At 72.8% G+C, this 18,777-nt stretch carries 16 protein-coding genes and 1 pseudogene; 7 read left to right on the forward strand and 10 right to left on the reverse strand.

Features of this window, described 5'->3' with window-relative positions:
• Window positions 1–94: 94 nt before the first annotated feature.
• The 4 genes from araD to IE142_RS28145 form a co-directional block, all read right to left on the reverse strand.
• Window positions 95–1,825: an L-arabinonate dehydratase gene (gene araD, locus IE142_RS28130; RefSeq protein ID WP_191888349.1), complete on the reverse strand. Its 1,731-nt coding sequence runs from the start codon at window positions 1,823–1,825 to the stop codon at window positions 95–97.
• Window positions 1,822–2,730 carry a dihydrodipicolinate synthase family protein gene (locus IE142_RS28135; protein WP_191888350.1) on the reverse strand — a complete coding sequence of 303 codons (909 nt, stop codon included), beginning with the start codon at window positions 2,728–2,730 and terminating at the stop codon, window positions 1,822–1,824. Before IE142_RS28135 ends, araD begins: the two co-directional genes overlap by 4 nt.
• On the reverse strand, window positions 2,727–3,395 hold the full coding sequence (locus IE142_RS28140) for a GntR family transcriptional regulator (RefSeq protein WP_043374375.1): 669 nt from the start codon (window positions 3,393–3,395) through the stop codon (window positions 2,727–2,729). The genes IE142_RS28135 and IE142_RS28140 overlap by 4 nt, the downstream gene beginning before the upstream one ends.
• A 245-nt stretch (window positions 3,396–3,640) precedes the next feature.
• Entirely contained in the window at window positions 3,641–4,246 is a 606-nt protein-coding gene (locus tag IE142_RS28145) for a TIGR03086 family metal-binding protein (protein WP_191888351.1), read from the reverse strand.
• A gap of 138 nt (window positions 4,247–4,384) precedes the next feature.
• Here IE142_RS28145 and IE142_RS28150 point away from each other — a divergent pair.
• Window positions 4,385–5,634, forward strand: a pseudogene (locus IE142_RS28150) (MFS transporter).
• 176 nt (window positions 5,635–5,810) lie between these two features.
• On the opposite strand, the gene IE142_RS28155 reads toward IE142_RS28150, so the two are convergent.
• Complete coding sequence (locus IE142_RS28155) at window positions 5,811–6,980, reverse strand: hypothetical protein (protein ID WP_191888352.1); 1,170 nt, start codon at window positions 6,978–6,980, stop codon at window positions 5,811–5,813.
• A complete protein-coding gene (locus IE142_RS28160) occupies window positions 6,977–7,927 on the reverse strand; it encodes a 5-dehydro-4-deoxyglucarate dehydratase (RefSeq protein ID WP_191888353.1) in 951 nt (316 codons plus the stop codon). Before IE142_RS28160 ends, IE142_RS28155 begins: the two co-directional genes overlap by 4 nt.
• Before the next feature lie 220 nt (window positions 7,928–8,147).
• On the opposite strand from IE142_RS28160, the gene IE142_RS28165 reads away from it, so the two are divergent.
• The 6 genes from IE142_RS28165 to IE142_RS28190 all read left to right on the forward strand — a co-directional run bounded on the left by IE142_RS28165 (window position 8,148) and on the right by IE142_RS28190 (window position 14,258).
• Window positions 8,148–8,957 (forward strand): NAD-dependent epimerase/dehydratase family protein, encoded by an 810-nt coding sequence (locus IE142_RS28165; RefSeq protein WP_191888354.1) that lies wholly within the window; start codon window positions 8,148–8,150, stop codon window positions 8,955–8,957.
• 271 nt (window positions 8,958–9,228) lie between these two features.
• Entirely contained in the window at window positions 9,229–9,999 is a 771-nt protein-coding gene (locus tag IE142_RS28170; RefSeq protein WP_043377202.1) for a DeoR/GlpR family DNA-binding transcription regulator, read from the forward strand.
• 77 nt (window positions 10,000–10,076) lie between these two features.
• Window positions 10,077–11,447: an ABC transporter substrate-binding protein gene (locus IE142_RS28175; RefSeq protein WP_191888355.1), complete on the forward strand. Its 1,371-nt coding sequence runs from the start codon at window positions 10,077–10,079 to the stop codon at window positions 11,445–11,447.
• On the forward strand, window positions 11,444–12,388 hold the full coding sequence (locus IE142_RS28180; protein WP_191888356.1) for a carbohydrate ABC transporter permease: 945 nt from the start codon (window positions 11,444–11,446) through the stop codon (window positions 12,386–12,388). The genes IE142_RS28175 and IE142_RS28180 overlap by 4 nt, the downstream gene beginning before the upstream one ends.
• Window positions 12,385–13,269, forward strand: coding sequence for a carbohydrate ABC transporter permease (locus tag IE142_RS28185; protein ID WP_191888357.1), 885 nt, complete (start codon window positions 12,385–12,387; stop codon window positions 13,267–13,269). Before IE142_RS28180 ends, IE142_RS28185 begins: the two co-directional genes overlap by 4 nt.
• Window positions 13,266–14,258, forward strand: coding sequence for a zinc-dependent alcohol dehydrogenase family protein (locus IE142_RS28190; protein WP_043374357.1), 993 nt, complete (start codon window positions 13,266–13,268; stop codon window positions 14,256–14,258). The genes IE142_RS28185 and IE142_RS28190 overlap by 4 nt, the downstream gene beginning before the upstream one ends.
• A 34-nt stretch (window positions 14,259–14,292) precedes the next feature.
• Here the strand turns inward: IE142_RS28190 and IE142_RS28195 are convergent, their stop codons facing one another.
• The 4 genes from IE142_RS28195 to IE142_RS28210 form a co-directional block, all read right to left on the reverse strand.
• Window positions 14,293–16,110, reverse strand: coding sequence for an ABC transporter ATP-binding protein (locus IE142_RS28195; protein ID WP_191888426.1), 1,818 nt, complete (start codon window positions 16,108–16,110; stop codon window positions 14,293–14,295).
• Window positions 16,111–16,184: 74 nt separating this feature from the next.
• Window positions 16,185–16,619 (reverse strand): lasso peptide biosynthesis B2 protein, encoded by a 435-nt coding sequence (locus IE142_RS28200; RefSeq protein ID WP_191888358.1) that lies wholly within the window; start codon window positions 16,617–16,619, stop codon window positions 16,185–16,187.
• Window positions 16,616–16,870 carry a lasso peptide biosynthesis PqqD family chaperone gene (locus IE142_RS28205; protein ID WP_043374353.1) on the reverse strand — a complete coding sequence of 85 codons (255 nt, stop codon included), beginning with the start codon at window positions 16,868–16,870 and terminating at the stop codon, window positions 16,616–16,618. The genes IE142_RS28200 and IE142_RS28205 overlap by 4 nt, the downstream gene beginning before the upstream one ends.
• Window positions 16,871–16,898: 28 nt before the next feature.
• A complete protein-coding gene (locus IE142_RS28210; protein ID WP_191888359.1) occupies window positions 16,899–18,755 on the reverse strand; it encodes a lasso peptide isopeptide bond-forming cyclase in 1,857 nt (618 codons plus the stop codon).
• Window positions 18,756–18,777 lie beyond the last annotated feature (22 nt).

Here is an 18,777-nt window from a genome sequence, read left to right on the forward strand (position 1 = left end):
ACAGTTCTCCGTTCTGGTACGTCGTGCGTGGGTCGTGCAGGAAGCGCTTTCTCGGCGTGCAGGGGTGTGCGGGGGTGTTCGTGTCGTACGGGGTTCAGCCGGCGTACGGGTCCTGCACCTTGCCGGGGCGGGCCAGGAACTCGAAGTCGCAGCCGGTGTCGGCCTGGGTGATCTGTTCGTTGTAGAGGGCGCCGTAGCCGCGTTCGTAGCGGGCGGGCGGCGGCGTCCAGGCGGCCCTGCGGCGCTCCAGCTCCTCGTCGTCCACGTTGAGCTGGAGGGAGCGCGCCTCCACGTCCAGGGTGATCGAGTCGCCGGTGCGGACGAGGGCGAGCGGTCCGCCGACGTACGATTCGGGCGCCACGTGCAGCACGCACGCGCCGTAACTCGTGCCGCTCATACGGGCGTCGGAGATCCGGAGCATGTCGCGCACGCCCTGCTTGAGCAGGTGGTCGGGGATGGGCAGCATGCCGTACTCGGGCATGCCCGGTCCGCCCTTGGGTCCGGAGTTGCGAAGGACGAGCACACTGTCGGCGGTGATGCCGAGGGCCGGGTCGTTGATGGTGCGCTGCATGGTCCGGTAGTCGTCGAAGACGACCGCGGGACCGGTGTGCTTGAGCAGGTGCGGCTCGGCGGCGATGTGCTTGATGACGGCGCCGTCGGGGCAGAGGTTGCCGCGCAGGACGGCGACCCCGCCCTCGGCCGCGACCGGGTTGCCGCGGGGCCGGATGACGTCGTCGTGGTGCACCTGGGCACCCGCGATCTGCTCCCGCATCGTGTCGTGCGCGACGGTGGGCCGGTCCAGGTGGAGCAGGTCGGGGATGCGGGAGAGGAAACCGGGCAGGCCGCCGGCGAAGTGGAAGTCCTCCATCAGGTAGGTCTGTCCGCCGGGGCGGACGTTGGCCAGTACCGGGACGGTGCGGGCGATGCGGTCGAAGTCGTCGAGGGTGAGGGTGACGCCCGCGCGGCCCGCCATGGCGATCAGGTGGATCACGGCGTTGGTGGAGCCGCCGAGGCCGAGCACGGTGGTGACGGCGTCCTCGAAGGCGTCGGCCGTGAGGATGTCGCTCAGTCTGCGGTCCCGGTGGACGAGTTCGACGACGCGCAGTCCGGCGGAGGCGGCCATCCGGTCGTGGCCGGAGTCGACGGCCGGGATGCTGGAGGCGCCCGGGACGGTGACGCCCAGGGCTTCGGCGGCGGCGGTCAGCGTGGAGGCGGTGCCCATCGTCATGCAGTGTCCGGGTGAGCGGGCCAGCCCGCTCTCCAGTTCCTGCATCTCGCAGTCGCCGATGAGGCCGGCCCGCTTGTCGTCCCAGTACTTCCACATGTCGGTGCCGGAGCCGAGGGTCTCGCCGCGCCAGTGGCCGGGGAGCATGGGGCCGGCGGGCACGAAGACGGCGGGCAGGTCGACGCTGGCGGCGCCCATGAGCAGGGCGGGGGTGGACTTGTCGCAGCCGCCCATCAGCACCGCGCCGTCCACCGGGTAGGAGCGCAGCAGTTCCTCGGTCTCCATGGCGAGCAGGTTGCGGTAGAGCATCGGGGTCGGCTTCTGGAAGGTCTCGCTGAGCGTGGAGACCGGGAATTCGAGGGGGAAGCCGCCCGCCTGCCAGACGCCCCGCTTGACGGCCTGGGCGCGGTCGCGCAGGTGGACGTGGCAGGGGTTGATGTCGGACCAGGTGTTGAGGATGGCGATGACGGGCTTGCCGAGGTGCTCCTCGGGCAGGTAGCCGAGCTGGCGGGTCCGGGCGCGGTGGCTGAAGGAGCGCAGTCCGTCGGTGCCGTACCACTGGTGGCTGCGGAGCTGCTCGGGGGGCTTCCGTCCGGTCATATCGACCACCCCGCGGCGATGGCGGCGACCTCGGCGCGCTCGTCCTCGGGCAGCGGCTTGCTCGGCGGGCGGACCTCGCGACGGCACAGGCCCAGCGAGGCCAGGGCCTCCTTGACCACGGTGACGTTGTTGGCGGAGCCGTTGGCGGCGCGCAGTTCCTCGAAGCGGCGGATCTGCTCCCAGACCTTCATCGCGGCCGGGAAGTCACCCGACCGGAGCGCCTCGATCATGTTGAGCGAGACGGCCGGGGCGACGTTGACCAGGCCCGAGGTGAAGCCGGTGGCGCCCGCGGAGAAGTACGACGGCGCGTACGGCTCGGCCAGCCCGGCGACCCACACGAAGCGGTCGAGGCCGGCGTCGCGGGCGAAGGCGGCGAAGCGGGCGGCGTCAGGGACGGCGTACTTGACGCCGATGACGTTGGGGCAGGCGTCGGCGAGCTGGGCGAGGCGGGCGCCGGGCAGCTGGGGATTGCGCAGGTAGGGCACGACGCCCAGCTCGGGCACGGCCTCGGCGATGGCGCGGTGGTAGTCGACCCAGCCGCCCTGGGAGACGTAGGGGTGGACCGGCTGGTGGACCATCACCATGGAGGCGCCGAGGTCACGTGCGTGCCGGGCGGAGGCGACGGCGGTCGGCACGTCGTGGCCGACGCCGACGAGGATCGCGGCGCGGTCGCCGGCCTCCTCGGCCGTCAGCTCGGTGACGAGGGTGCGCTCGGCCGGGGACAGGGCGTAGAACTCGCCGGTGTTGCCGTTGGGGGTGAGGGTCGTGATGCCACCGTCGAGGAGACGACGCAGCAGGGCCCGGTAGGTGGCGGGGTCGACGGAGCCGTCCTCGGCGAACGGGGTCACCGGGATCGCGACCACGTCGGCCAGGGCCGCCCGCTGGGTCTCGAACGTCGCTGTCATGCCTGACCGTCCTCTTCCTGGGCCTGGGCTCCCGTTTCGGGGAAGGCCCGCTCGACGAAGGACGCGATGTGCGCGTGCAGGGCGCGGGCGGCGCCGTCCGCGTCACCGGCGAGGGCGAGGCGCAGGATCTCCTGGTGCTCGCCGGCCTCCCGTTCCCAGGATGGGTCGGCGGCCCAGGCGACGGCGGAGACGAGGGCCGCCTGGTCACGGACCTCGTCCAGCATCCGGCCGAGCAGCGGGTTGCCGCAGGGCACGTACAGGGCGCGGTGGAACTCCCGGTTGGCGAGGGACCGTTCGGCGGTGTCCGTGGCCTGGTCGGCCCGGGTCAGCGCGTCACTGGCGGCGTCCAGGGAGGCTCCGCGGCGCACGGCGCGCTTGAGGGCCTCGGGTTCCAGGAGCAGCCGCACGTCGTAGACCTCGCGCGCCATGTCCGCGTCCACCATGCGCACCGTCGCGCCCTTGTACTGGCTCATCACGACCAGTCCGGTACCGGCCAGCGTCTTGAGCGCCTCGCGCACCGGTGTCTTGGACACCCCGAACTGTGCGGCGAGGTCGGTCTCGACCAGGGCCTGGCCGGGGGTGAGCCGGCCGGTGAGGATGCGGCGTTTGATCTCCTCCAGCACGTACTGCGTGCGGGAGGGGATCGGCGTGGGCACAGAGGTCATGCGCGCCTCTCGGAATCTCGCGTCGGATGCGCGGATCTCACGCCGCTGATCACATGCAACGGTCACATGTACCTGATCTCGCGTACCTGATCTCGCGTATCGCGTCTCATATATGACGTACGGAGTACGACGCGTTGAAGGTAAGAGGGGCGCGGAGCCACGTCAATGCTTCTGACAAAGGAAGTTGAGGTTGCCGGGGCGCGAAGGCCGGGCGCGGAGGCCGTCGCGCCCGTCGAACCCGGCCGTCAGGCGGGCCGTGTCCAGCGTGGGTCGCGCCCGCTGAGTCCGACCGCCCGGTCCAGCAGCGGGGCATCGGCGGGCACGGGTACGACGGGGCCGAACGTGCCCGCGTCCCGGTCGCTCTCCTCCGCGGAGGCGGCGAGCAGCCCGTACGACGCCTGGAGGGCGGCCGGGTCGGGGGCGTACTCCTGGCCGGTGGCGCGGGCCAGGTCCCAGCCGTGGACGACCAGTTCGTCGGCGACCACGGCGCCGGCCACCTCGCCGGGCAGGTCGATGCCGCCCGCGCGGGTCATGCCGGTCCAGGCGTCCGGGTCGCGCCAGGCCTCGGCGAGTTCACCGAGCACCTTCGGCAGCTCCTCGCGCCAGTCGGGGCCGATGTCGGGCACGCTCGCCTCGGGGCTGGTGTCGGTGGTGACGCCCAGGTCCTTGCGCGCGGCGTCGCGGAAGGCGACGGCGAGGCCGGTGAGGTGGCCGAGCAGGTTGCGGACGGCCAGGTCCGGGCACGGGGTCGGGTCCGCGAGCCGGGCGTCGCTCACGCCCTCGGCGAGGCGCGCCAGGACCCGGGTCTGCGGTCCGAGGTCGAGCGTGGGGGTGGTGGTGTCGTGGGTCATCGATCGCTCCTCGGGAGGCAGGGCCGCTCTGTCGGGAGGTAGACCGATCACGGCGGCAAAACTCATCGGCCCCCGAGGCTGCGCACAGGGCACCTGCCCGATGCCGGTCGCTGTGTCTCAGGGCGACGATGAACTGGCATGACGCCAAGAAGGACGGACACGAGGAAGACGGGACGCGGAACCTGGCCCCTGGCCCGCGTCCTGCGCGAGCGCAACGCGGGCCTGTATCTCGCCGGGGTGGTGGTGTCCGGTTTCGGCACCTCGGCGCTGTGGCTGGCGGCCGGTGTCTGGGTGAAGGACCTCACCGGCTCGGACGGACTCGCGGCGCTGTGCATGCTCGCGATGTGGGCGCCGACGCTGGTGGGCCCGGCGCTGGGCACGACCGCCGACCGCGTCCGCCGCAAGCCGCTGCCGATCGCCGCGAACCTGCTGCCGGCCGCACTCCTGCCCGCCCTCTGCGCCGTCGACTCGCCGGACGCGCTGTGGCTGCTGTTCGCGGTGCTGTTCGGGTACGGCGTGGCCGGTCGTGCAGGACGCGGCCGAGTCGGCGCTCGTGGCCGCCGCCGTCGATCCGCGCCTGCTCGGCGACTTCATCGGACTGCGCACGACCGCCAACGGGGTATGAAGCTCGTGGCACCCCTCGCCGGAGCGGGTCTCTACACGGCGTACGGCGGTCCGAGCGTGGCAGCGCTGGACGCGGCGGCGTTCGTGGTGGCCACGGGGCTGTACGCGGCCCTGCGGGTGCGGGAGGCCCCGCCGGAGCGGCCCGCGGTGAACCGGCGGCGGCAGACGGCCGAGGGCGTCCGGTACCTGTGGGCGCACCCGCGACTGCGCCCGCTGGTCCTCGCGGGCGGGGTGACGATGCTGTGCGCGGGCGTCGGCGGCGCCACGCTGTACGCCGTGGTCGACGCCCTCGGCCGCTCCCCCGCCTACGCCGGTGTGCTCCACGCCGTCCAGGGCGCCGGTTCGGTGGTGGTCGGGGTCGTGTCCGCCCCGCCCTGCGCCGCCTGGGCGCACGACGGTTCGGGGCGGCCTGGATCGCCCTGTTCGCGGTCGCGGTGGCGGCGCGGGGAATCCCTTCCGAAGCGCTCGCCTGGGTGTCCGGTGCGGCGATCGGCCTGGGCCTGCCGACGGTCCTGATCGCCGCCCTGACCGCCGTGCAGCGCGAGACGCCGGGGCCACTGCTGGGGCGGGTCAGCGCCACCGCCGACACCCTGGTCCTCGCGCCGAACGTCCTCGGCCTGGCCGTCGGCGCGGCGCTCGTCGAGACGGTCGGCCTGCGGCTGATGCTGCCGACGCTGGGCGCGGTCCTGCTGATGACGGCGGCGGCACTGGCCCGGCGCCCGGTGGCCGGAACCCTCTCGGACACGTGCGCGGAACGCCCCTGAACGGGGCGGCGGGGGATCCGCGCGACCGGCCCCTGCCGACCCGCACCGGACGGTCCCCGGCCTCGCGGACTCCCACCCCTGACCGGGAACGTGCGCCGAACGCCCCGAACGGGGCCCGGGGAACCGCGCGACCAGCCCCCACCGGCCCGCACCCGAAACTCCGCCCCGCCCCTGGCTCACCCCACGCGCAGCCCCGCCCGCACCGCCTCCAGATCCCCGTCCGACGCCAGCCCGGCGTGGTACAGCCGCAGCTCCGTGGCGCCCAGTTCCCGCGCCCGCGCGGCGTCCGCGACGAGCGTGTCCGGGCGGCCGCCCATGCCGGAGACCACGGTGAGGTTGGCGGCGAGGACGGCCCCGTCGCTTTCCTGCTCGGCGAACGGTGTCAGCAGGCCCGCGCCGCCCGTGCAGGGCACGACCACGCCGTCCGCGACGGAGAGGACGTGCGCGGGGTCGACGCCGGCGTTGGCACCGCAGTGGTACGAGACCGGGTCGGCGTGCAGCAGTACCTGGAAGCCCTCGGGAGCGGCGGCGCGCACGGCCTCGACCGCCGCCTCCTGGAGGGTGCGGGCCCGTTCGTCCCGCCAGGCCCGGGTGGCGTTCGCGGGTGCTTCGCCGAGCAGCTTCTCCACGCCCGCCCAGCCCCCGTCCGACGGCGCCGTACCCCGCCACACCGGCTCCAGCGCGGCGCGCGCGGCGGCGGCCAGCTCGTCGGGGTCGAGGCCCTGTGTGCCGTAGCCCTCCCGGCAGTGCGGGCAGAAGCACAGCGACATCAGGTACTGCCCGGCGTCCCCGAGGGCGACCCCGCCGGTCTTGTCGTGTGCGTGCAGGTGGGCGAGCCCGTACCAGCCGAGGGACTCCAGTTCCGTGCCGCGCGCCCCGGGTCGTACCGCGGACTCGGCCGCCAGGTCGGTGAGGTACGCGCGGGTGGCGGGCTGCGCGATGCAGGGTGCCCAGGGGTAGCGGTCGCCGTAGGCGTTGACGACGGAGGTGTGCGGGTGCTCGGCGCCCAGGCGGGAGTTGTGGGCGAGGACGACCCAGGTGTGCACCTCCAGGCCCGCGTCCGCGAGCGCGGCGGCGGCCTCGCCGTAGGCGTCGCCGGGCGCCCAGTCGCCGGCCTCGTACGGGCGCAGGTCCCGGCCCTCCCAGCGGGCGGGGTCCGGCGCGTAGAGGACGGCGGCGTACTCGGCCGTGACGACGCGGTGGCGCGGGTGGCGGGGGGTGAGGGCGCGGGTGGAGTGGTAGGCGGCGGCGAGCGTCACCTGTTCCACGCCGAGGCCCGCGACGAACACGGCGGCTTCCGGGGCGCCGTTGACGTCCCAGGGGTAGACGAATGCCGACGCCCTCACTTGTCACGCTCCTCGTCCAGCAGCGCCTGGCCCCGCTCGATCAGCTGGGCGAGCTGCTTCACGTGCTCCTCGGCCGGCTCCTGCAACGGCGTCCGCACCTCCCCCACGTCCAGGCCGCGCAGCCGTACGCCCGCCTTGACCAGGGCGACGGCGTACCCGCGGCCCTGGGCGCGCAGTTCGACGAACGGCCGGAAGAAGCCGTCCAGCAGACGGTGCACGGTGGCCGTGTCGTCCTCGCGCAACGCACGGTGGAAGGCGAGGGCGATCTCGGGGGCGAAGCAGAACACGGCGGACGAGTAGAGGGTGACGCCGAGCGCGCGGTAGGCGAGCTGGGTCTGCTCGGCGGTCGGCAGCCCGTTGAAGTAGAGGAAGTCACCGTCCGGGACCTCGGTGCGCACGGCGCTGACGATCCGCTGCACCAGGTCGAGGTCGCCCAGGCCGTCCTTGAGGCCGACGATCCCGTCCGTGCGGGCCAGTTCGACCACCGTCTCCGGGGTGAACACGGCGTTGTCGCGTTGGTAGACGACGACGGGCAGGGCGGTCGCGGCGGCCACCTCCCGGTAGTGCCGCAGCAGCCCCTCCTGCCCGGCGACGACCAGGTACGGCGGCATGGCGAGCAGCCCGTCGGCCCCGGCTTCCTCGGCGATGCGGGCGTAGCGCACGGCGAGGGCGGTGCCGTAGCCCGCGCCCGCGAGGACCGGCACCCGCCCCGCGGTCTCCTCCACGGCCGTCCGGACGCAGGCCTCGAACTCCTCGGGCGTCAGTGCGTGGAACTCGCCGGTGCCGCAGCAGGCGAACACGGCGGCGGCGCCGGCGTCCACCCCTCGGCGCACATGCGTGCGGTAGGCGTCGAGGTCGACCTCGCCACCGGGGGCATAGGCCGTGACGGGGAAGAACAGCGGCCCGCTGGGGACGGTGAGCCGGGCGGCGAGAGGGGCTGAGGTCACGGGCGCTCCCCATTCCTGATGACGGTCGGCATCATATTCGTGATCTGCGTCTATATTTCTGAACGCGACCACGCTAAGCCGACTCATGAACACCGTCAAGCAGGCGACCTCTTGACGGCTGACCACCGGTTCCTTAGCGTGTCCACGCATATGAACGCCAGGCGCCCAGGCGTACGGCTGCCGGTTCAGGAGACCAACAGGAGACCTAGGAGTCCCGAGGATGCCCGCTCCCCGCACCGTCCTGCTCACCGGCGCCGCCGGCGGCCTCGGCACCCTGATGCGGGAACTGCTTCCCGCGCACGGCTACACGCTGCGCCTGCTCGACCTGCGCCCGATCGAGGGCGAGCCGGACGCGATCGTCGCCGACCTCGCCGACCGGGCGGCCGTGCGCGAGGCCGTACGGGGCGTCGACGCGATCATCCACCTCGCGGGCATCTCCCTGGAAGCCCCCTTCGAGAAGATCCTCAAGGCCAACATCGAGGGCACCTACAACGTCTACGAGGCCGCCCGCGAGGAGGGCGTCCGGCGCATCGTCTTCGCCTCCTCCAACCACGCCGTCGGCTACACCCCGCGCCCCCGGGGCGACGACCCGCTCATCCCGATCGACACCCCGCGTCGCCCGGACACCTTCTACGGCCTGTCCAAGTCCTTCGGCGAGGACCTCGCCCAGTTCTACTGGGACAAGCACGGAATCGAGACCGTCTCCGTCCGCATCGGCTCCTGCTTCCCCGAGCCGACCAGCGTGCGCATGCTCTCGGTGTGGATGAGCCCGGCCGACGGCGCCCGCCTTTTCGACGCCGCCCTGACCGCCGAGAACGTCGGGCACACCGTCGTGCACGGCTCGTCCGCCAACACACGCCTGTGGTGGGACCTCACCTCCGCGCGGGCGCTCGGCTACGAACCACAGGACGACTCCGAGCCGTACGCCGCCAAGCTGATCGCCGAGCAGGGCGAACTCGACCCGGACAACCCGGCGCACGCCTGCCTGGGCGGCCACTTCGTGACCGACCCCCCGATCTGGCCGTACTGACCGGAACCGGTCGGCCAACGGGGCGGGCGGGCACCGAACGGGCCCGCCCGCCTCGGCATGCGGGCATCCGCGCTGCCCGTTCTCACCCCCCGGATCACTGCCTGCCAGGTCCGAGACGGGCACCCGGTGACCTGAACGGGCACAAACGGGCAGCATCGGTTCCGCAACAGACCTGGTCAGTGCCGCGCGACCGCTGTAGAACTTCCCCCATGGGTCCCACGGGCCCGAACGGGCAAGGGTGCGCGACCAGGCGGTGAGGCAGGTGTTCGGCATGGCCACGAGGACGGCGGAGGAACGTCAGCGGGAGATCGTGCGGATCGCCCGCGACACCGGCTCCGTCGACGTCACCGCGCTCGCCGCCGACCTGGGCGTCGCCAAGGAGACCGTGCGCCGGGACCTGCGCGCTCTGGAGGACCACGGCCTGGTCCGCCGTACCCACGGCGGCGCCTACCCCGTGGAGAGCGCCGGGTTCGAGACGACGCTCGCCTTCCGCGCCACCAGTCACGTGCCCGAGAAGCGCCGGGTCGCCGCGGCGGCGGCCGAACTGCTCGGCGACGCCGAGACGGTCTTCGTCGACGAGGGCTTCACCCCCCAGCTCATCGCCGAGGCCCTCCCCCGGGACCGGCCGCTGACCGTGGTCACCGCGTCCCTGCCGGTCGCCGGCGCGCTCGCCGAGGCCGGTGACACCTCCGTCCTCCTGCTCGGCGGCCGGGTCCGCTCGGGCACGCTCGCCACCGTCGACCACTGGACGACGAAGATGCTGGCCGGCTTCGTCATCGACCTGGCGTACATCGGCGCCAACGGCATCTCCCGCGAACACGGCCTCACCACCCCAGACCCGGCCGTCAGCGAGGTCAAGGCCCAGGCCATCCGCGCCGCCCGGCGCACCGTCCTGGCGGGCACGCACACCAAGTTCGGAGCGGTCAGCTTCTGCCGGTTCGCGGAGGTCGGCGCCTTGGAGGCGATCGTCACCAGCACCCTGCTCCCCACGGCCGAGGCCCACCGCTACTCACTGCTGGGACCGCAGGTCATCCGCGTCTGACAAACCGACTCACGTCCCCGGAGGGCACCCCATACCCTCCGCTGCCCCATACCTCCCCATATGTTCAGGAGCGATCCATGCGAACCCAGAGCCGACGGAGGCCGCGAGCCACGCTCGCCATGGCCGCCGCAGGGACGCTGCTCGCCCCGCTGCTCTCCGGCTGCTGGGTCGGGGCGGGCGGGGCCGGCTCCGGCGGCGACGCCATCAACGTCCTGATGGTCAACAACCCCCAGATGGTGGAGCTGCAGAAGCTCACTGCGGACCACTTCACCAAGGACACCGGCATCAAGGTGAACTTCACCGTCCTGCCGGAGAACGACGTCCGCGACAAGATCAGCCAGGACTTCGCCAACCAGGCCGGCCAGTACGACGTCGCCACCCTCTCCAACTACGAGATACCGATCTACGCCCGCAACGACTGGCTGCACGAGATGAACTCCTACGTCGCGAAGGACCCGGCGTACGACCAGCAGGACATCCTGGAGCCGATGCGCGAGTCCCTCACCGGCGACGACGGCAAGCTCTACGGCCAGCCCTTCTACGGCGAGTCGTCCTTCCTGATGTACCGAAAGGACATCTTCGAGAAGGAGGGCCTGACCATGCCCGAGCACCCCACCTGGACCCAGGTGGCGGAGCTCGCCGCCGAACTCGACGGCGCCGAGCCGGACATGAAGGGCATCTGCCTGCGCGGCCTGCCCGGCTGGGGCGAGCTGATGGCGCCGCTGACGACGGTCGTGAACACCTTCGGCGGCACCTGGTTCGACGAGGACTGGAACGCCCGGCTCGACTCCCCCGAGTGGGAGAAGGCGACGAAGTTCTACGTCGGCCTCGTCCGCGAGCACGGCCAGTCCGGCGCCGCCCAGTCCGGCTTCGCCGAGTGCCTGAACAACATGACCCAGGGCAACGTCGCCATGTGGTACGACGCCACCTCCGCGGCAGGCCCCCTTGAGTCCGCGAACTCCCCCGTCAAGGGCAAGATGGGCTACGCCCCCGCCCCCGTGGAGAAGACCGACTCCGCCGGCTGGCTCTACACCTGGGCCTGGGGCATCCAGAAGGCCTCCCGCAACGCCGACAAGGCATGGGAGTTCGTCTCCTGGGCGTCCAGCGAGGAGTACGAGCAGCTGGTCGGCGACGAGATCGGCTGGTCCGACGTCCCGGCCGGCAAGCGTGCCTCGACGTACGAGAACCCGGACTACGTCAAGGAGGCCGCCGCCTTCCAGGAGATGACCCGGGAGGCCATCGAGGGCGCCAAGCCGAACGACCCCGGCGTGCAGCCGCGCCCGGCGCCCGGCATCCAGTTCGTCGGCATTCCCGAGTTCACCGACCTCGGCACCAAGGTCTCCCAGGAGATCAGCGCGGCCATCGCCGGACGACAGTCCGTCGAACAGGCCCTGAAGAAGTCCCAGCAGCTCGCCGAGCAGATCTCCGAGGAGTACGAGGGACGATGACCGCCACCACAACGGCCCCCTCGGCCGCACCCGACCGCGTACCCGCCCCCGTCCGCCCGCCGTCGCCCCGGCTGAAGGCGTGGGCCACCCGGGCCCCGCTCCTCCCCGCTCTGATCTTCATGATCGCGGTCACCCAGCTGCCCTTCGTGGCGACCTTGGTGATCTCCTTCTTCGACTGGAACTCCCTTTACCCGGACGCCCGTTCCTTCGCCGGCTTCGGCAACTACGGCGACGTCCTGACCGACCCGGCCCTGCGCAAGTCGGTGTGGACGACGATCCTGCTGACGGTCGTGGTGGTCCTGGCCAGTCTGGTCCTGGGCCTGGCCCTCGCCCTGCTGCTGGACCGGCAGTTCAAGGGCCGGGGCGTGGTCCGCACCCTGCTGATCGCGCCGTTCCTGGTGGTCCCGGTCGCGGCGGCCCTGCTCTGGAAGCACGTCCTCTACAACCCGGAGTACGGCCTGTTCAACGGCCTGCTGCACTACGTCGGCGGCCCGCAGCCCGACTGGATCTCGAACACCCCGCTGCTCGCGGTCGAGGCGGCGCTGGTGTGGCAGTGGACGCCGTTCATGATGCTGATCCTGCTGGCCGGGCTGCAGAGCCGGGACAAGCAGCAGATCGAGGCCGCCCGGGTGGACGGCGCGAGCGACTGGCAGATCTTCGTCCACCTGACCCTGCCCCACCTGCGCCGTTACCTCGAACTGGGCGCCCTGCTCGGCTCGATCTACATCGTGCAGAACTTCGACGCGGTCTTCACGATCACGTCCGGCGGCCTGGGCACGGCCAACCTGCCCTACACCGTCTACCAGAGCTTCTACCAGGCCCACGAGAACGGCCTCGCCTCGGCCGCGGGCGTCCTGGTCGTCATCGGCTCGATCATCATCGCCACCTTCGCCCTGCGTGTGGTGTCGTCCCTGTTCCGCGAGGAGGTCGGCCGCGCATGAGCGCCACCGCCGTACGACCCGCCGCCACCGGCACCACCGGTGACAAGCCCGTGCGAGTCCGCCGCAAGGCGGGCGCCGGCCTGGGCCTGGTGGCCTGGCTGGCCGGGATCGTCTTCTTCCTGCCCATCGCCTGGATGGCCCTGACCTCCTTCCACTCGGAGGAGGACGCCGCCACCAACCCGCCGTCCTTCGCGGCCTCCCTCACCCTGGACGGTTACCGCGAGTTCTTCGGCGCGGACGGCGGCGCGAGCCCTTGGCCTGCGCTGATCAACTCGGCGGTCGCGTCGGTCGCCTCGACCCTCTTCGTCCTGGCGCTGGCCCTGCCCGCCGCGTACGCCCTCTCCATCCGCCCGGTGAAGAAGTGGACGGACGTCCTCTTCTTCTTCCTCTCCACCAAGATGCTGCCGGTGGTGGCGGGCCTGCTCCCGATCTACCTGTTCGCCAAGAACACGGACATGCTGGACAACATCTGGCTGCTCGTCATCCTCTACACCTCGATGAACCTGCCGATCGCGGTCTGGATGATGCAGTCCTTCCTGGCCGAGGTGCCGGTCGCGATCATCGAGGCCGCCCGGGTGGACGGCGCGAAGCTCCCGACGATCCTGACCCGCGTGGTCGCCCCGATCGCCCTGCCCGGCATCGCCGCCACCTCCCTGATCTGCTTCATCTTCAGCTGGAACGAACTGCTCTTCGCCCGGGTGCTGACGGGCGTGGTCGCCGAGACCGCCCCCGTCTTCCTGACCGGCTTCATCACCAGCCAGGGCCTCTTCCTGGCCAAGGTGTGCGCCGCGTCGCTCGTCATCTCCCTGCCGGTGCTCGCCGCGGGGTTCGCCGCCCAGGACAAACTGGTCCAGGGCCTGTCGTTGGGAGCCGTGAAATGAAGGCCGCCGTCATCGAGTCCGTGGGCCGCGCCGTCGTCACCGAGGTCCCGGACCCGACGCCAGGGCCGCGCGAGGTCGTCGTCGAGGTCGCCGCCTGCGGCCTGTGCGGTACCGACCTGCACATCCTCCAGGGCGAGTTCGCGCCCAAGCTCCCGATCGTGCCGGGCCACGAGTTCGCCGGCTCGGTGGTCGGCGTGGGCGCCCAGGTCACCGAGGTGGCGGTCGGCGACCGGGTCGCCGTCGACCCCTCTCTCTACTGCTACGAGTGCCGCTACTGCCGCACCGGCCACAACAACCTCTGCGAACGCTGGGCCGCCATCGGCGTCACCACGGCGGGCGGCGCGGCGCAGTACGCGGTGGCACCGGTCGCGAACTGCGTGAAGCTCCCGGAGCACGTCCGCACCCAGGACGCGGCCCTGATCGAGCCCCTGTCCTGCGCGGTCCGCGGCTACGACGTCCTCCAGTCCCGCCTCGGCGCCCACGTCCTGATCTACGGCTCCGGCACGATGGGCCTGATGATGCTGGAGCTGGCCAAGCGCACCGGCGCCGCCAGCGTGGACGTGGTGGACCTCAACCCGGCCCGCCTGGAGACCGCCCGCGGCCTCGGCGTCTCGGGCTCGGCCGCGACACCCGACGAGCTGGACCGCCCCCAGGGCTGGGACCTCGTCATCGACGCGACCGGCAACGCGGCGGCCATCCAAGACGGACTGGACCGCGTCGCCAAGGCCGGTACGTTCCTCCAGTTCGGGGTGGCCGACTACGCGACCCGGGTGCAGATCGACCCGTACCGCATCTACAACCAGGAGATCACCATCACCGGATCGATGGCGGTCCTGCACAGCTACGAGCGCGCGGCGGAGCTGTTCGCGGGCGGCGTCCTCGACCCGGACGTCTTCATCAGCGACCGCATCCCGCTGGACCGCTATCCCGAGGCGCTGGAGCAGTTCGCCTCGGGTGTCGGCAGGAAGATCGTCGTCACGCCCTCCTAGTCGTCACGCCCCTCCTGGCCGACGGCGGGCCGGCTCAGCACTCGCCGTCGTCCGGGGCCGGGTCACCGTTCAGGACGTGGGCGGTGGCCAGTTCCCGGTAGGCCGGGCTGGTGGCGAGGAGTTCGTCGTGCCGGCCGCAGGCCACCGTGCGGCCGTCCTCGAGGACGACGATCCGGTCGGCGTACCGCACGGTGGCGAGGCGGTGCGCGATGACGAGCACCGCGCAGTCCCGGCTGACGGCGCTCAGTGTCCGGATCAGCGCCGCCTCGTTGACGGCGTCGAGGTGCGAGGTGTGCTCGTCGAGGAGGAGCAGCCGCGGACGGGCGAGCAGGGCCCGGGCCAGGGCCACGCGCTGGCGTTCCCCCGCGGACAGGGTGCCGCCGCGGTCGCCCAGTCTGCCGTCCAGGCCCCCCGGCAGCCGCCGCACCACGTGGTCCAGCCGGGTCAGGCGTACGACGCGGAGGATCTCGTCGTCGGGGGCTCCGGGGGACGCATAGGTGATGTTCTCCCGCAGCGTGCCCTCCAGGACGTGTGTGTTCTGGTCCACGAGGGCGATGCCCGCGCGGCTCTCCCGGCGGCTCAGCTCCGCGGTCGGGCGGCCGTCGAACCGGATGGTCCCGGCGTCGGGTTCGTACAGGCGCGCGACCAGGGCGAAGAGCGTGCTCTTGCCGGCTCCGGATCGGCCGACGAGTGCCACCAGTCCGCGCCTCGGCACGGTGAGGTTCGCCCCGCGCAGCACCGTCCTGTCCGGGACGTAGCCGAAGCGGACGTCGGTCAGCTCCAGCGCGGGGGCCGGGGAGCGCGGGGCGGCCGGCGGTGCGCCGGGGGCCGTGCGGCCGGACTGCTCCGGAGGTTCCTGGAGTCGCGGGGCTTCCGGCGGTTCCTGCGGAAGGGCCAGGGCTTCGTCGATCCTCAGACAGGCGCCCGCGCCGCGCTGGATCAGGCCGATGGCGCGGAACACCGAGGACAGCGGCATGACCAGGTACGACGCGTACAACAGGAAGGCGACGAGATCGCCGAGGGAGTCGGCGCCCCCGCTGCCGACCCGCATGCCGCCGACGACCAGGACGAGCAGGAAGGAACCCTGGACCGCGAGTTCGACGGCGCTGCTCATGACCGCGGCCAGCTTCGCCGCCCGCACGCCCGACCGGTAGGCCGAGTCCACCCGTTCGCCGATGCGTCGCGCCTCGCGTTCCTCGGCCCGGTACACCCGTACCACCGGCAGGGCGCCCAGGGCGCGTTCCAGTTCGGCGGCGACGGCGCCCACGGAGGCCTGCATGTGCTGCGACGCCACCCGCATGCCCTTCAGGAGCGTGGTGACGACGACCGCGGCGAGGGCGACCGTCGCCACGACGAGGAGCAGCAGCAGAGGGTCCAGCCACAGCATCAGCAGCAGCGCCCCGGCCGAGACGAGGCAGCCGGTGAGCAGGTCGACCAGTGCCTGGGACACGACGTCCCGCAGCAGGGTGGTGTCGGCGGTGACCCGGGAGACCAGGTCGCCGCCGCGGCGCCGGTCCGCCTCGCGCATCTCCAGCCGCAGCAGCCGCGAGACGAGTCCGTGACGCACCACGCGGATCACACCCTCGCCCATGCGGTCCAGCAGGAACCGGCCCGTCGCTCCCGCGGCTGCCTCCGCGGCGAAGAGTCCGCACAGCAGCAGCAGGAGCGGCCACAGCAGTTCACCGTGGGCGCTGGAGTCCACGACGTGTTTGGCGACGAGCGGCTGGGCGAGTCCGAGCGCCGACGCGACCAGGGTCAGCGCGGTCGCCACCGTGATGCTGCGCCGGTGGCCGGACGTCAGGCGGAACAGGGAGGCGACCGAGCCTCGCGTCGTCCGGCCCGCGGGCGGCACGCGGGGGGCCGGTCCGCGGTCGCCGAGGCCGGTGCCGGTGCCGGGTGGGGCGTCGTCCGCGACGGCCGTTTCGCTCACGTCCGCGTCCGCCGCGCCGGGGCCACCGTGACCAGCCGCGCGAAGTAGTCGTCCGGGGCGCCCTCCCCCACCGGACGGCCGTCGGCCTCGATCCAGGCGTGGGCGGAGAAGGGCGGCACCTTGCGCACCCCCGTGCACCACGTGGGCCAGGCCCCGTGGAGGCGGCACAGCAGGGCGGCCCCCAGCGAGCGCGGCAGGCAGCCACGCGGCCCGGCGCAGCGCAGGCTCACCGCGCACAGCGCGTCCCGGGCCGCCGCGGCCTGTGCGGCGGTGGCGGGCCGCGCGCCCCGGCGCACCCGCTCCAGTACGGCGCGGATGTGCCGGGGCGGCAGGAAGGACAGGGCCAGCGCGGGGACGAGGACGAGACGGGCGGCCAGCCGCCGGGCGAGGGGGACTCCGGTGGGCCGGTCCAGGGCGCTGGGCGTGGTCATGAGACCAGCCCGGCGGCCCGGAGGTCGCGCAGCAGCGCCCTCACGTCCTGCTCGGCGCGGTCGCGGTCGATCTCGAACCGCGCGACCAGCGCCGCGACGGCGGCCGCCTCGTCCCCGCCGTCCATGAGGGTGCGCACCACCAGCTCACCCGTGGGGTTGAGTTCCCAGTACTCACCGGTGCGTTGGTCGAGGAGCACGGTTCCGTACTGGGTCTGCGCGGTGGAGACGTCGGTGTCGAATCGGAGCGTCATGGGAGCGGCACCTTTCTGCTGTCTCGCGTCATCCGACGGTGGATCCGGGGAGTGGGGCGCGGTCGCGGGAGCGCAGCCACACCTCGCACGCGATGGTCGAGTAGAGGATCGCGTCGCGCAGGCCCGGCGCGGACGGCCGCTGCGCGAGCCGGCGCAGTTCCCCGCCGTCCACCAGGCCGAGGCCCTCCAGCCGGGAGCCGGTCCACAGGGCCAACAGGTCGCCCCGGTGGCGGCGCAGCCCGTCGGACGCGTCCATCGACGCCTCGGCCTTGTTGGCACGCCGCAGGCACTCCTCCGGGACGACACCGCGCATCGCCTCGGTGAGCAGCGGTTTGTACCGCCACGGCGTGACGCGTTCGTCGGGCCGCACCGCGAGGCACGCCTCGATGACGCGGTCGTCCAGGTACGGCGACGCCATCGGGAGTCCCGCCCGGGCCGCCATCCGCTCCCACTGCCGGATGATGCGCGTGCAGGTGCGGATCAGCTCCAGGTCGGTGTGCAGGCCGCGGTCCGGGTGCAGCGGCTCGGCCCGGGCGGCGGAGTCCAGCAGGGCCCGGCGGGCCAGCCGTTCCGTTTCGGCGGTCATCCAGGGGAACAGACGGGGGGACATCCCCCATCCGAGGCTGCCGGTCACCGAGGACTCCGGCATCGGATCGCGCAGCCGCCGGACGGAGTCCGCCAGCCAGCGCGGGTAGGCGCGGGAGTCGGCGAGGGCACTCGCCGTGCCGCCGAGGGGCCAGTTCCACAGGGCCCTGAAACCCCGCAACTGGCGCAGCGCGAACAGCGGGCGGGTCCGCAGCAGTCCGTGGTAGTACGCCTCCGAGCACCATGCGACGTGGTCGCCGCCGATCCCGGTGAGGTGCACCCGGCTGCCGCGCTCGGCGAGCCACGGCAGGTGCTGCAGGACGCGTGAGCGGTCCATCACCCCGATGGTCGGCTCGTCGAGCAGGTCGTCGATGCCGAGCAGGTCCGAGTAGACCAGGGCCGAGGCGTCCGCGTCCCAGACGACGTGATCGACCTCCGGGAGGTGCTCCGCCGCCTTCGCGGCCCAGGCCAGGTCGGTGTCCGCGGGGTCCCGTCCGGGCCAGGTCGCCGCCACCACGGACGCGGTGGAGCGGGCGGCCAGGAAGCAGACGGAGGTGGAGTCCAGTCCGCCGGACAGGTCGCAGCTGACCACGCCGCCCGCCCGGGTCCGGACGTCGACGGCCGCGGCCAGTGCCTCGCGGACGGCCGGGGCGCCCTGCGCGAGGGTACGGGTGGGCTCGGGGGGCCGCCACCAGCGTGCGGTGCTGACCCTTTGTCCGTCCGCGGAGACGAGCAGGGCGTCCTCCGGGGAGACCGAGTCCACTCCCTGCCAGACGGAGGACTCGTACAGGGGATGCGGCACCGGCCACAGGAGCCGGACCGCCAGCCGGCCGGTGTCCGGGCTGGTCCCCAGGGCCTCGGCGAGCAGGTCCGCGCTCGTCGCGGCGACGTGGACGCCGCCGATCCGCGCGTGGAAGACCAGGCGCAGCCCGGAGGCGGTGCCCTGCACCCGAAGCCGTCCGCGGTGGGTGGCCACCAGGTGGAAGCTGCCGGGCAGGGAGCGGGCCAGGGCGTCGAGTTCGGTGAGGTCGCGCAGGTGGGCGGCCCGGCGTTCGAGCTGCTGCTCGTCGGCCGGGCACCAACCGAGGGCGGCGAGGGCCGTGGTGCCCGCCCGGGCCGTGGTGATCTCCGTGCCGGACCACCGGCCGACGAGCCAGGGCCGCCCCGAGGCGTGGGGCAGGACGCGGGTTCCGGGGCGGCGGAAGAAGCGGGCCGCGACGGCCGCCTCCTCGCAGTCGGGGAGGACCGCGAAGTGGGCGTCGCCGCGACCCGGTTCCGCACTCTCGTGCATCTCGGACATGTAGTCGCGCTACGTGCCGGCC

It is taken from the genome of Streptomyces mutabilis, from assembly GCF_014649815.1.
Taxonomy (GTDB): Bacteria; Actinomycetota; Actinomycetes; order Streptomycetales; family Streptomycetaceae; genus Streptomyces; species Streptomyces mutabilis.

Coding starts and splice junctions, on each gene's coding strand:
- IE142_RS28135 (WP_191888350.1), bottom strand. CDS start 2,730: ATGACAGCGACGTTCGAGACCCAGCGGGCGGCCCTGGCCGACGTGGTC.
- araD (WP_191888349.1), bottom strand. CDS start 1,825: ATGACCGGACGGAAGCCCCCCGAGCAGCTCCGCAGCCACCAGTGGTAC.
- IE142_RS28185 (WP_191888357.1), top strand. CDS start 12,385: ATGAGCGCCACCGCCGTACGACCCGCCGCCACCGGCACCACCGGTGAC.
- IE142_RS28200 (WP_191888358.1), bottom strand. CDS start 16,619: ATGACCACGCCCAGCGCCCTGGACCGGCCCACCGGAGTCCCCCTCGCC.
- IE142_RS28170 (WP_043377202.1), top strand. CDS start 9,229: ATGGCCACGAGGACGGCGGAGGAACGTCAGCGGGAGATCGTGCGGATC.
- IE142_RS28140 (WP_043374375.1), bottom strand. CDS start 3,395: ATGACCTCTGTGCCCACGCCGATCCCCTCCCGCACGCAGTACGTGCTG.
- IE142_RS28165 (WP_191888354.1), top strand. CDS start 8,148: ATGCCCGCTCCCCGCACCGTCCTGCTCACCGGCGCCGCCGGCGGCCTC.
- IE142_RS28190 (WP_043374357.1), top strand. CDS start 13,266: ATGAAGGCCGCCGTCATCGAGTCCGTGGGCCGCGCCGTCGTCACCGAG.
- IE142_RS28145 (WP_191888351.1), bottom strand. CDS start 4,246: ATGACCCACGACACCACCACCCCCACGCTCGACCTCGGACCGCAGACC.
- IE142_RS28175 (WP_191888355.1), top strand. CDS start 10,077: ATGCGAACCCAGAGCCGACGGAGGCCGCGAGCCACGCTCGCCATGGCC.
- IE142_RS28205 (WP_043374353.1), bottom strand. CDS start 16,870: ATGACGCTCCGATTCGACACCGACGTCTCCACCGCGCAGACCCAGTAC.
- IE142_RS28210 (WP_191888359.1), bottom strand. CDS start 18,755: ATGTCCGAGATGCACGAGAGTGCGGAACCGGGTCGCGGCGACGCCCAC.
- IE142_RS28180 (WP_191888356.1), top strand. CDS start 11,444: ATGACCGCCACCACAACGGCCCCCTCGGCCGCACCCGACCGCGTACCC.